This window comes from Metabacillus litoralis, assembly GCF_020524045.1.
Classification (GTDB): Bacteria; Bacillota; Bacilli; order Bacillales; family Bacillaceae; genus Metabacillus; species Metabacillus litoralis_C.
In genome coordinates this window covers 138,072-150,797 of the sequence record NZ_JAIVKL010000008.1, presented here as the reverse complement: position 1 = coordinate 150,797, position 12,726 = coordinate 138,072, and the positions used below count along the sequence as shown (strand labels likewise).

Sequence of the window (12,726 nt, the reverse complement as noted above, 5' to 3'; positions counted from 1 at the left end):
GTATAATGCCTCTAAAATCCGTCACAAAAGATGTATTAATAACACTTTGCATTAATTAGAGATTTAAAAAAACGTCTAAATCCCTAACTATGAAGGGTATTTAAACGTTTTTTTAATGACTTTAGTTTAGTTGTGGAATAGATCTTTTTACATGAAGTATATTTATTAGAATAATAGGTAGGGGCCTCTTTCTCTATTTCCTTAAAAATTATATCGCTATTATATTTTACTAATATTTCCTAATTTTAATAAATATTATATCCAGTCAGATACTAAGCCTTTGTAAAAATTCCCCTTTAACAAACAAGTTGGAATTTTGGAATTGACTATTGTATAAAAACACTCTTTACACATAAATATCAAAGTTTTCTAAACATCACATAAATCAGGTTTTTATCTCCATTTATTTCTGAGTAAGTTTTATTATAGTATGTTTTCGTATGATTATTTCGAATTTAGTATAGTGAGAGGTTTAATTGGATATTACTTGCTGATTCTGTTGTAAATCCGACTTCATACACGCCTTTAACACCTATGAACTCAATCGTCTCTTCTTCTGATGAAACATACGTCTTTTCCCAAACCGTTTCATTTTGATGCTTAATATAAAGTGTCACCTCGCCTTCTTCAACATTTAATTGAAAAGGGATGACGATCGTTTCCTCTTGTGGCTCAGATAACTCAAACGTCTCAATTTGGTAGTCCCCTTTTAAAGAACCAATAGATAATTCGATATCACCGTTAACTGTTGTTTTATTCACGTTTACTGCTACTTGATTACCAAATAAAAACAAAGTGATGACCAAGGTTGTAAATAAAACGAATACACTTCCAATAATCAAAGGCCATTTCAACTTCTTTTTAAGTGAACCTGATTTAGTGAAATGTTGACGGAAGCTAATATTCACTTTATAAACTACTCTAAATAAAACTGGAAATACAATAGCTGAGAAAAAGAAGGAAAACCAGACCATACCACCATATAAGATACTCTGTATCAGAAATAAAGTCATAGACAATAAATAAAAACCAACAGCGAACTTGTAGATAAGTGAATAATACTTATTTTCATCGTGAGGTTTTCCAAACAAGAGATAGATGAATTTTTTCAAAAGTAACATTCCTTTTATTTGTTTTTAAGATTTTGTTTTACTAGTAATTTATCTAAGTTATCAATAAGTTCACTTACATCCTCAAGCAAAGTTTCCGTTTTGTTATGTAGAATTTTGTTTATACTTTTTTCCATGTTTTCTGGGATATGCTTACATTGACTCTTAACGAGTGTAGCTAATTTTTTTTCACCAGGATGAGGCAACTCATTGACTGCAAATATAATATCAAAGTAACTCGCTAAAAATGCGGTAATTCTATGATTAACACTTATATGATCATTTCTTTTAAGTGCTTTATCAATTTGATGATAATATGATGCTACACTATCACGAAGTAACGGATAGTTTTTTTCGATAATATTCCTCTTCAATTTAGGAGGATATGGGATCTTGCACTTTTTCTGCAATTCTTCTAATCTCCCAAACTTATCATACAAAATTTCTGAGTTGAGTACATTACTCCAAAAACATGTAGAATAACCAACGTTTGCTTGAAAGTTAGTTAACGTATTTTCTAATTCTTTTTTCATCGAATTTATATTACGGTAAATGACTTCAATTCCTATAGGAGGATGTATCAATATTCCATCATCTTCCGTTTCCCAAAATTGATTATGATATTCCATGACATTAGTTAACGGCTCAAAGATCTCTTTACGCTTATTGATCGGAATATCTACATCACTGTATATATATAAGTCAATATCAGAGTATTCATCTTCTGTATTTGCACCAAGAGAACCTGAGAGTACAACAGCTTCTACCTCATTCAGCTTAGAAAATTCGTGTGATATGTTTAAAACAGCTTTTTTTATTGTCTTCAACATAAAACTCTCCTTTAAAGAAAAGATTACTTTATCATCATAAACGCTTCTCTAGAACAAACACAATGTATTTTTTACAAATTAACCCATTTGTTATCTCTATCCATTAAAAACACATTACAACACTACTATATCTTGGTTTAAAACTAAAAATATGAAATTAAGATAAGTATTTTGAAAGAAAAAAAGGCTGCCCTAAGCAACCTGTTTCCTTCTACCCTTTTGTCCCACCAGCTGTTAAGCCTGAGACGAAATATTTTTGGAAAATCAAGAAAAGTAACGCAATTGGTATAGCAATTAATACAGAGCCAGCAGCAAATGTTGTAAATTCTGCCCCAAATTGATCGTCAATCAAGTTAAATAATCCCACTGGTAATGTGTATCTATCTTCCGTTCGGAGTAAAATACTTGCAATAATAAAGTCTGCAAATGGTGCGATAAATGAAAATAATGCGACCACAGCAATGATTGGTTTGGCCAATGGCAGAACAATTTGGAAGAAAATTCGGAAATGACCTGCACCATCAATTTTTGCAGATTCATCAAGCTCTTTTGGAATTGTATCTAAATACCCCTTCATTAGCCATGTATTAAGAGGAATCTGTCCTCCTACATAAATAAGGATTAAACCTCTTAACGTATCTAATAAATTAAAGCGATATGCTAATACATAAATGGCTATTAACGCCGCAAAGTTTGGGATCATTTGAAGAATTAAGAATGTCATTAAACCATATTTCCGCCCGAAAAATCGATATCTTGAGAACGCGTACGCAATTAAACTAACGGAGATGACGGTAAACAACATAGTTGATAAGCTTACAATGATTGAATTGAGATACCATTTTAAATAAGGAGTTTCTTCTGGGTTAAACAAATGCTTATAGTGTTTTAAAGAAGCATTTTCAGGTATGATCGTTGTTCCGGATAAGCTTTGACCTGGATTAAAAGAGGAACCGATAATCCAAGCCACTGGATAGAGAATAATCGCAAACATAATCCCAATGACTAAATACGATAGTCCGAGTCTGATGATCTTCTGTGTTTTTATATTCATATTACATCATATCCTCTTCTTGGAAAGATTTCGTTTTTCTAAATTGCCAGATCGCAACGGTTATCACAATGATTGATAATAATAAAGTAATAGCTGCAGCTTTTGAGTATTCAGCAGATGTCATCGTTAAGCTATAAATCCAGGAAATTAAAATATCTGTTCCCCCAGCATTTTGTCCTGGTAATGCAGGTCCTCCACCATTAAAAAGGTAAATGACATTAAAGTTATTAAAATTAAACGTATATTGTGTAATTAACACTGGTGCTGTGGCAAAAAGAACGAGTGGTAACGTAATTTTTCTGAATTTTTGAAAGTTATTTGCACCATCAACAGTTGCCGCTTCATACAATTCATTTGGAATCGATTGTAAGACACCAGTTGTCATGGCAAATACAAATGGAAAACCAAGCCATGTTTGAATGGAAATTAAAGCGATTCTCGTATAAAAAACCTCTGTCATCCACGGCAATCCTTCTATGCCAAATAAAGCTAAGATATCTTGATTAATCGAACCGAACGATTCGTTAAACATTCCAGCAAAAATTAAAATCGAAACAAAGCCCGGTATCGCCCATGGTAAAATTAACACCGTACGAATGATGGCTTTCCCTTTTAAATCTTTTTGATTAACAATGACAGCTAGTACAATACCGAGTGATACTTGTAAGGTTGTTGCCACAAACGTCCAAACGAGTGTCCAAGATAAAACACCAAAGAACGTTTCACGCCATACATCTGTTTCAAATATGTCGATGAATGTTTTAAAAAATACCCAATCAACTAACTTTGCCGGTGGTGAATGGTATAGATCGTAGTTCGTAAAAGCAAGTAAAATAACAAAAATGATTGGAAATACAACAACGAACACTAATAACATGAAGCCTGGAGTCATAATTAAATAGGGAAAACCAGAGTCAATTAAGTTTTTGTATTGTTCCCATAAAGTAGCGAGGGGTTCCCCTTTATCTCGCTTCTGACCATTTTTATAAGCATCAAACATATTGAAAATAAAAAAGAGAAGAAAAAATGTCAAAATAATGATGGCTAATATTCCTTCAGCTAATAAGAAAATCGAGTTATCTCTAGGAACTTTTTCACCTAATGTGACGATTCCCCATAGCCCCATATTTAATAAATCTCTAAATACACCAAAAAACGCGATTGTTAAAATTAAAAATAAACCGCCTTTGACAAATTGCTTATTATAGAGTTGTCCCAGTCCAGGAATAATCGAAAGGATACTCGCTGTTTTTTTATGGTTGGTTTGATTTTGCTTTTCTTTACTCAACTTACACTCTCCTTTCAAACAACCATTCATCAGCAGAGGCATTATGAATAGAAAGCAACTTATTCATAATGCCTCTGATTACCTTTTAGTAAGCTATCTTGTTAAAGTGATAGCAGTACCTCTTTATTGGAGATACCGCTATTTTTATTTACAGTATCAGAAAGTATAAAATTTTTTACTTAGTTTTGTTGTCTAGCTCCAGCACCTATCGCCTATCAAACTTCAGATCATCTTCCTACGATAATTCAACATCGAATCGCTAACGCTCTTCGTGTTTCCTTTATCTCAGTCGATGCTCCTCCAGTTTGTACGGCGTTGACCAAGGCGCTTGCGCTTTTCTTAGTGACTAGCTTCAATATTTTTGCTAATTTGTTCAACAGCAGTATCTAACGCTTTCTTAGGTTCAGATTTTCCAGTAACAATTGTTTGTAAGTTATTTGCCATCGGCTCCCAAACAGTTCCCATTTCAGGAATGTTAGGCATTGGAATAGCATCTTGTGATTGAACAGCAACAGCTTCTGCTCCTTCATTTTCTGTGATTTTAGGATCTTCAGCTAATGCAAGGTTTGTTGGAACTTCTTGTGTTTGTTCAAAACGAATTAATGAATTTTCATCAGTTGTGATAAAATCAACAAACTTTGTAGCCCACTCTTGGTTTTTAGAGTGACCTGATACATGATAACCTTTTACACCCATAAATGTTTTCATAGCTTCACCGTTTGGAAGCTTAGGCATTGGAGCAATACCGATATCAATACCAGCATCTTTGTAAGGTTGGAACTGCCATGGTCCATTCATAACAGATGCGACTTTTCCTTCGCCGAATAATCCATCACGAGTTGATCCACCATTTTCACCAATTAATCCTTTAGGGAATAATCCTTCGTCATACCATTTTTTAATATATGTAGCACCTTCAACAGCGCCATCATTATTTAAACCAAGATCTTTAGGATTTGGAATACCGTTTTCCTCACCGAATACGTATCCACCGTTACCAGCAATTACGCCGTGAGCCATGTAAAAGTCATCCCATACAGCTAAAAATCCATATTTTTTATCTCCAGTGAAGTCTTTTGAGAAGTCATATACTTCATCCATTGTTGCTGGAGGAGCATCCATTAACTCTTTATTATAGATGAAGACTGGTGTTTCAGATGATTTTGGAAGACCGTAAAGTTTCCCATCATAAGTTTGAGCACTGATAGAAGATTCAGAGAAACGATCAACAACTGCTTGATCAACAGTTAATTCTGCAAGATGTCCTTGAACTGCTAATTCTCCGATTTGATCATGAGGTAAAGTTAAAACGTCTGGACCTGTTCCAGCAGGACCATCTAAGCGCAATTGCTCACGCATATCACTTGCCATTAATACTTCAGTAATTTCTACTTCAATTCCATGTTCTTCGGTAAATTTCTGGGCTACTTCCTTTAACCATGGAGATTTATCTTTATCCTCCCACACAACTAACTTTTCAGGTTTTGTTGTTTCTTCCGTTGCTTTTTCATTCCCGTCATTTTCACTAGAAGTCTCTTCTACATCTTTCGGTCCACATGCTGCAAGAACACTTAACGCAAGAATGAAAACCATAAAAATTGTTAAGTACTTTTTCATTGTCATCCCCCTATTTCTATTTTTTGCACAAACGTTTGCACAAATCGACAAAAAATATAAAACGAATATTTCCGCTAACCAATTTGTGAAAGCGCTTGCTCAAGTACATTTTCATTATAGTTTCATTGGATTAATTTGACAACCCACTTTTCAGAATTTTTTAATTTATTAGATTATTCGCTTATTGACTTTAAAAACATTTCTTTTTATCCTAAAATTATACAAGCGATTGCTTACAAAAAAAGGAGGTTTTCTATGTTAAGGGAAGCCATTTACCACAGATCATGTAACAATTATGCTTATGCTTATGATGAAAACACCTTGCATATGATGGTAAGGTGTAAAAAAAATGAAGCAAAACATGTTTCTCTTTTATATGGAGATCCCTACGCTTTTATTGATTCAAAATGGGATTTTTCAAAAGCAGATATGGTGAAAACTGGGACAGATGCGATGTTTGATTATTGGAAAATAGCTGTAAATCCACACTTCCGAAGGTTAAGATATGCTTTTGAGTTTACTTCATTTAATAATTGTGAAACATTTGTTTATACAGAAAAAGGCTTTTTTGATCAACCTCCTACTGATGATGTTGCGTACTATTTTTGTTTTCCTTTCTTAAATAAAATCGATGTATTCTCTCCTCCTGAATGGGTAAAGAACACCGTTTGGTATCAAATATTTCCGGATCGATTTGCAAATGGAGATGTTTCGATAAATCCTCCACATACTCGTCCATGGGCAAGTGAAGATCCAAATCGTGACAACTTCTTTGGTGGAGATTTTCAAGGCATTATGTATAAAGTCGATTACCTTTCTGACTTAGGAATTACAGGAATTTATTTCACTCCGATATTTAAGGCACATTCAAATTATAAATATGACACAATCGACTATATGGAAATTGACCCACAATTTGGAGATAAGCATACATTTAAAAGATTAATAGAAACGTGCCATGAACACGGAATAAAAGTCATGCTTGATGCTGTTTTTAACCATAGTGGATACTTTTTCGATAAGTTTCAAGATGTAGTAAAACATGGAGCTAATTCTAGCTTTGTTAACTGGTTTCACATCCATGAATTCCCCTTAATCCTAGAACCAATTCCTAATTATGAGACCTTTGGTTTTGTTGGAAATATGCCAAAGCTAAATACAGAAAATGCTGAAGTGAAAGAGTATTTATTAAAAATCGGTCGTTACTGGGTAGAAGAATTTGATATTGACGGCTGGAGATTAGACGTAGCAAATGAAGTGGATCATCAATTTTGGCGAGAATTTCGACAAGAAGTGAAAAAGTGTAAACCTGATATTTATATTTTGGGCGAAATATGGCATGACTCCATAACATGGCTGCAAGGTGATCAATTTGATGCAGTGATGAATTACCCTTTTACAGACGCTGCGTTAAGTTTTTTTGCAAAAGATAGCATTCATGTAGAAGAATTTGCGAACAAAATCCAAAACGTCTATCATATGTACCCACAAAATATAAATGAAGTAGCGTTCAATCTATTAGGAAGTCACGATACACCTCGTGTTTTAACAATGTGTAAAAACAACACATCCAAAGTAAAAATGTTATTCACGTTCCTCCTTTCATATATAGGAACTCCTTGCATTTATTACGGTGATGAAATCGGTATGTTAGGAGATCAAGATCCTGGTTGTCGAGCTTGTATGGAATGGAACGAGGAAAAACAAGATCAAGAGCTTTTAAATTATGTTAAAAAACTTATAACACTTAGAAAAACAATACCTGCAATGGGTCATTTAGGAAAGTTTGATATTGTTGAGGCCAATCCAGCTACTAATCTACTTATTTATACGAAAAGCCATCAAACTCAAACAATATGGTTTTTAATGAATAACTCAAACGAAGAGTTAACAGTGCCGTTACCACATGATGCTCCTTTGACAAATTTAATAAATAGTGAAACTGTTCAGCATTTTGTTACTTTATCTCAATATGAGGTAATGATACTAGGTGAATAATTCGTTCATTACATTATATTAAAATAACACATGAGTACTATGCCGTTCTTAAAACAATTGCATGTTTTGTTGAATCACACCAAGCATTTGAAGTAGCGCCTTCACTTAAGAATTCAACTTCTAGGTATTCTATTTTGTATTGTATAAATCAATTTAAGCTCGACTTGTTTTAAAAATTTTTTATAAGCAACCTTATACAAAAAAAGGCAGTATTGAAGTAACTGCTTCTTTACTGTCCCCTTGCTCTTTCTTACAGGCTTCTACATTGTCAACATCTTTTTCATTATATCCTTTTTCTCATCCTCCCCTTTTATTCAAATAAAGAGATAAACATTATCTTGAGCAAATCCCTTTGAAATTATCGGATGTATTTCACTAATATCAGCCATTTTTTTATTCTTTTCTAACTATTATCGTTACCTAAAATACATAAATGACCTAGTATGATACCTTTTGAAGACTAACTTACAATTTCTATATTAGTTTTAACTAAATCATCTCAAAATGATATTGGTTTAATATCAAATTGAGATATATAATGAGATCAAGAAGAACAAAGGAAATGTTTACAAGTACATAAGGGAGGATTTAAAATGAGCCAAACAGCAAGAGATTCTAAAGTGAAAGACTTATTAAATAAGCAAAAATTCAGCGAGAAACAAATTTCAGATATGACAGATCCACAGATTGAATACTTTCACTGGCTCTATTTTGAAGATTCTGTATACGATTATATGTAAGGTGTGAAATTCGTTAATAATTGAATGAATATATAAATAAACAGCATTTGTAGCTACTACAAATGCTGTTTTTGTTTTCGTCATATTTACTTTACTAATTTTAGATTGTCTTTCATTCTTATTTACCCATGGTTCCAAGATGGAACTTTGAAATTGGTGTGTATATAGGATTACTAAAGAAAGGCCTATAGCTTTTTGGAGTTAAAATCCAGCATTTCATCTTATTTTTTACCGTTTATAATAATAAAATCCCTGCATATGAGATTCGCTTAGGTCTCTTTAGCGAAGATATCACACAGCCAAATTTAAGCTAATTTGATATCAATACAATAAGTAAATCATGCCTTAATAAGTTGTGTATCAAATCCATTAGAAACTAATCGCATATAAGCTTCCATAATATTTTCAGGTATATCTTGTGGAATTTGAAAGCCGTTTTTTCCATACAGATCAATTCGTTGGAGGTCCCCTACCATAATATTTATGAAATCTGAAAGATCAAACTCTACCGATTCATTATAGTATGTGCAATACGATTCATAAGAATTTTGAGGTGAGGTGACGATGAAATGAAGAGTAGGCCACTGCTTTTTTAACGTTGCATATATTCTTCTTTCTTTAAATGGTTTATCCACGACAATATAATCTGAAAACGTAAGCTTTTCTTTCTCTATTAATTTTTTTGTGAAGTCAATATTTTGTCCTGTGTTTGTTGATTCAGTCTCAATATATATCTTATCACTTGGAACACCGCGAGCAATAGCAATGTCTGAAAACATCTCTGCTTCGGTTTTTTCCCACTTATTTTTAGTTATTCTACCAAAACCACCTGTAAAAATGACAAATTTGGCATAGCCTTGATTATATAACTCAGCTGCTCTTTCTGCAACATTGGTATCGTGGCTGCCAAATGCTATAATGCAATCTTTTTTACTAAGCTTATTATTTAAGTGATGGTAATCCCACAACAGTTTTGCATCAGCGTTAAAATCATACATACGGAACTTCCTCCTTATTTATTCTATAAATCAATTTCGTGACTAATTATATAGATTCTTAATATCGACCAATTTTTGTTGTTTGCCTTTCCAGTAGTTCCTTTCTGCACTGTTATAAGCCAATTTATAATAAAGCTGAGATTTTACTTTTTCGCCAATACTAATGTAGTATTCAAAAAGGTTCTGATATAAAGCAATCTGATAGATATCGTCAATATGATTTTTACATTTTGAAAATGAATCAAGTAGATTTGGAAGAAGCGTTTTGGCTTTGTCGAAGTCTTTATTGCTAATATATAATTCAAAAATTCGTCGTTGAGTGAAAAATAATTCTTTAACATTATAACGAATTTCATCCGTCTGAACCATTAGATAGTCACTCAAACCCCTATCTTTGTTGATAACTGCAATTTCACGCTGTGGTAAAAGTAAAGCATCCGCAAAGGGAACGTCAAATATTTCATTCTCATCCTTAATGAAGTTAATAAGTTCTTCGCAGATATCTATTGCATAACCATAGTTTCTCTCTTGTTTATATGTAACAGCTAAAAGCCATTTTGCATGTACTATTCTCTTAAACTTTGATTCATCATATGACGAAGATTTAGTTAAAATAGTAACAGCACGTTCTATGTACTTTCTTGCCTGCTTTGTGAATACTCGCTCTCCTGAGTGAATATACATGACAGCTACTTGAATATCAATTTCAGCAGCAATGTTAGAATATATACCTATCATTGGTAACGTGTCTAAGAAGGTTTCAAGCTTAAATGTGTCCATGTAACTCTGCTCCAACAAGCTTTTGATAAATTGAGCATTCGGATTGTTTTTATATGCACGTTTAATTTTAGTAAGAATGCTTGCTAAAGTTCGATCAACAGTGGAAGTTTCTTTTGTTGACAACCATACTCCCAGTTCCTTTATATCTCGATTTTCATTATCCATCAAAATTGCATCAGTTTTAATAGGTGAATGATGATTTCCTGTAACTGTAGAACTATTCTCGGCAGATTCTCGTTTAGTGGATTGACTCAGAATTTCTGCTATTAACTGCTTAAGTATTTCTGATTGGGATTCATAAGCATTATAACGTTGTACATCTGTTAAAAAGAAGTTAAAACTTTCAGACAACTCACATTTTTCCAGCATAAAAGGTAATACGGTTTTTCCGTAACTAAGAGCTAGACTCACTTCTTTTTGGACCCACTGAGATTTTTGGGATTTAGCCGACAACATTAATAAAAACATCCCGCTATTCTTTATCGCTACAGGAATTTCGTTGGCATAACTGGAACCCCCTGGAATACTATGAGGTGCCATCCAACAATGAATATTGTTTTTTTCTAATATATTTTTTATCGAATATACATTATTAAACTCACTAGAACTATAACTTATAAACACATCGATATTAATTTTCATATAAAATCATTCCATTCAAATAAAGACTGTTTAGAAGTCAAAATGATACCTGACATAAACCGAACATCTGAAGTCTTTTTATAATTTATTGTTTGAATATAGTAGTTTACTATCTAGTGGTTATTATAATAAAGTATGTGATATTTTCCTACAATTTTATTGATTTTATATGACCTTTGTAGTTGATCTAGTTCTTTAAATCGAAATTTGGTACCTACCTAAGTCAGGAGAACAATATCCAAATATGCTAAGTCATGAGACAGAATTGTATATACCCAAAATCTTTAAACTTTTGTTTTTAATCAACTAGTAACTCCAAGTAATATTTATCATTTTCTTCTAATTTTCTTAAAAATTCTTCAAGAGAAGTCGCAATTTGAATATCATAATAGTATACTGGGCTGCTATTCTTTTCATTCAATTCGATTGACATTAAAGCTGATTCACTACCTTCAAAAAATATTAGTTTGTCACTTTCAAATTCATCATAGATTTCTATGTCGGGATAGAACTCAAAATCATTAATTCTTAACCGATAATCTCTTACGGAATAAGGATCCATAATACAATTAATATTAAACCCTGAACCTTTAATAAACCCGTAGCCAACTTCTATATAAAAATTAACTAACTCCTTAGGAAAATTCAACCCGAGTTTCTGCTCAACCTCTTTTATATTATTTTCAGTAACTGGATAAAAACTATTTTCTTCGTTTGTCTTAATTAGTTCATAGCGCATTATTAATACCTCTCCGTATCTAAAATTAAGCAATCTTACATAACCAGCCCATAATACTAAATCTCCCATAACAGTAGCAAATAACACTACAGAATCCGTATACCTTGGACTACACCCTTGTAAAATATCAATGTACTCTTCTGGATTAACACTTTTAAAATATTTCTGCATAAATGTTCCAAATCCATATTCCTACCACAAGTCTATTATTTCTTTTGGAACAAGATTTTTATATTTCACTATTATTTCGCTAGGAACCTTACGTTTATCTTAAAATAAATAAATCTCCTTAGTATGTCAGTGTTTTCTTTACTGTGTTCAAGTATTCTAAATAAATGCAAAAAAGCACTTGATGCTCAAATTCTGATTCAAGTGCTTTTCATTAGCTCAAATTGTAAGTAGAAATATTATAAAACTATATCTTGATACCCTACTTCTTCTACAACTTCATCTTCAATTTTTATACCCAATCCATCCTCAATGTCCCAAGAAACATCGCACAATAACCCCAATCTTCTCTTACCATTCTTCCTTACTCTTCTAACAATTAATTCAGTAGGTTTCACTAATTCTGCTAAGCTAGATAAAGAATCTATCTTAGGAGCAATTTTATTTTCTAGTGATTCATTTTCTAACATTTCTCTGTATTCATCGACATTCTCACTATAGTACTCATAGACTTCCTTTTCCGCCTCGCTCATAATATGGTTCATATCTTGAATAAAATTAATAAATGCATCTCTTTGTGTAGTTGAAAAGTCTGCATCTTCATGTGCATCAACACTCAATAATATTTTTTTTTCGAGATTAAACATTTTAATAGTCATTTCGCCTCGCCAGAAATTATTTTTATACTCAAGTTTTCCAAACAATTCATCATTAATCAATGTCATTTTATATACTCTCCTAACTTAACTTTTGTTGTATTCGC

11 protein-coding genes are annotated in these 12,726 nt (G+C 32.5%); 2 read left to right on the top strand and 9 right to left on the bottom strand.

Annotated elements, in window-relative coordinates; all coding sequences use genetic code 11:
• Positions 1-455: 455 nt before the first annotated feature.
• The 5 genes from LC076_RS14150 to LC076_RS14130 all read right to left on the bottom strand — a co-directional run bounded on the left by LC076_RS14150 (position 456) and on the right by LC076_RS14130 (position 5,898).
• Entirely contained in the window at positions 456-1,112 is a 657-nt protein-coding gene (locus LC076_RS14150; protein ID WP_226669742.1) for a hypothetical protein, read from the bottom strand.
• A 14-nt stretch (positions 1,113-1,126) separates the two neighbouring features.
• Positions 1,127-1,939, bottom strand: a complete 813-nt coding sequence (locus LC076_RS14145; RefSeq protein ID WP_226669741.1) for a nucleotidyltransferase domain-containing protein — start codon at positions 1,937-1,939, stop codon at positions 1,127-1,129.
• 211 nt (positions 1,940-2,150) lie between these two features.
• A complete protein-coding gene (locus LC076_RS14140) occupies positions 2,151-2,993 on the bottom strand; it encodes a sugar ABC transporter permease (protein ID WP_226669740.1) in 843 nt (280 codons plus the stop codon).
• Position 2,994: 1 nt separating this feature from the next.
• A complete protein-coding gene (locus LC076_RS14135; RefSeq protein WP_413465990.1) occupies positions 2,995-4,311 on the bottom strand; it encodes a carbohydrate ABC transporter permease in 1,317 nt (438 codons plus the stop codon).
• 309 nt (positions 4,312-4,620) lie between these two features.
• On the bottom strand, positions 4,621-5,898 hold the full coding sequence (locus LC076_RS14130; RefSeq protein ID WP_226669738.1) for an extracellular solute-binding protein: 1,278 nt from the start codon (positions 5,896-5,898) through the stop codon (positions 4,621-4,623).
• Positions 5,899-6,153: 255 nt separating this feature from the next.
• On the opposite strand from LC076_RS14130, the gene LC076_RS14125 reads away from it, so the two are divergent.
• Both LC076_RS14125 and LC076_RS14115 read left to right on the top strand, forming a co-directional pair.
• Positions 6,154-7,896, top strand: coding sequence for a glycoside hydrolase family 13 protein (locus tag LC076_RS14125; RefSeq protein ID WP_264191551.1), 1,743 nt, complete (start codon positions 6,154-6,156; stop codon positions 7,894-7,896).
• Between the two features lie 593 nt (positions 7,897-8,489).
• Complete coding sequence (locus LC076_RS14115; RefSeq protein WP_146950281.1) at positions 8,490-8,636, top strand: BH0509 family protein; 147 nt, start codon at positions 8,490-8,492, stop codon at positions 8,634-8,636.
• Positions 8,637-8,974: 338 nt separating this feature from the next.
• Here LC076_RS14115 and LC076_RS14110 read toward each other — a convergent pair whose 3' ends face one another.
• The 4 genes from LC076_RS14110 to LC076_RS14095 all read right to left on the bottom strand — a co-directional run bounded on the left by LC076_RS14110 (position 8,975) and on the right by LC076_RS14095 (position 12,688).
• A complete protein-coding gene (locus LC076_RS14110; protein WP_226669737.1) occupies positions 8,975-9,634 on the bottom strand; it encodes a YdcF family protein in 660 nt (219 codons plus the stop codon).
• A gap of 42 nt (positions 9,635-9,676) precedes the next feature.
• Positions 9,677-11,056: a toll/interleukin-1 receptor domain-containing protein gene (locus LC076_RS14105; protein ID WP_226669736.1), complete on the bottom strand. Its 1,380-nt coding sequence runs from the start codon at positions 11,054-11,056 to the stop codon at positions 9,677-9,679.
• A 298-nt stretch (positions 11,057-11,354) separates the two neighbouring features.
• Positions 11,355-11,795, bottom strand: coding sequence for an SMI1/KNR4 family protein (locus LC076_RS14100; RefSeq protein ID WP_226669859.1), 441 nt, complete (start codon positions 11,793-11,795; stop codon positions 11,355-11,357).
• 407 nt (positions 11,796-12,202) lie between these two features.
• Positions 12,203-12,688, bottom strand: a complete 486-nt coding sequence (locus LC076_RS14095; RefSeq protein WP_226669735.1) for a DUF6985 domain-containing protein — start codon at positions 12,686-12,688, stop codon at positions 12,203-12,205.
• Positions 12,689-12,726: the final 38 nt, after the last annotated feature.

What these genes read in the sequence shown, in the direction of transcription:
- LC076_RS14100 (WP_226669859.1), bottom strand. Translation starts at nt 11,795, where the DNA reads ATGCGCTATGAACTAATTAAGACAAACGAAGAAAATAGTTTTTATCCA.
- LC076_RS14145 (WP_226669741.1), bottom strand. Translation starts at nt 1,939, where the DNA reads ATGTTGAAGACAATAAAAAAAGCTGTTTTAAACATATCACACGAATTT.
- LC076_RS14125 (WP_264191551.1), top strand. Translation starts at nt 6,154, where the DNA reads ATGTTAAGGGAAGCCATTTACCACAGATCATGTAACAATTATGCTTAT.
- LC076_RS14135 (WP_413465990.1), bottom strand. Translation starts at nt 4,311, where the DNA reads ATGAATGGTTGTTTGAAAGGAGAGTGTAAGTTGAGTAAAGAAAAGCAA.
- LC076_RS14110 (WP_226669737.1), bottom strand. Translation starts at nt 9,634, where the DNA reads ATGTATGATTTTAACGCTGATGCAAAACTGTTGTGGGATTACCATCAC.
- LC076_RS14095 (WP_226669735.1), bottom strand. Translation starts at nt 12,688, where the DNA reads ATGACATTGATTAATGATGAATTGTTTGGAAAACTTGAGTATAAAAAT.
- LC076_RS14105 (WP_226669736.1), bottom strand. Translation starts at nt 11,056, where the DNA reads ATGAAAATTAATATCGATGTGTTTATAAGTTATAGTTCTAGTGAGTTT.
- LC076_RS14115 (WP_146950281.1), top strand. Translation starts at nt 8,490, where the DNA reads ATGAGCCAAACAGCAAGAGATTCTAAAGTGAAAGACTTATTAAATAAG.
- LC076_RS14140 (WP_226669740.1), bottom strand. Translation starts at nt 2,993, where the DNA reads ATGAATATAAAAACACAGAAGATCATCAGACTCGGACTATCGTATTTA.
- LC076_RS14130 (WP_226669738.1), bottom strand. Translation starts at nt 5,898, where the DNA reads ATGAAAAAGTACTTAACAATTTTTATGGTTTTCATTCTTGCGTTAAGT.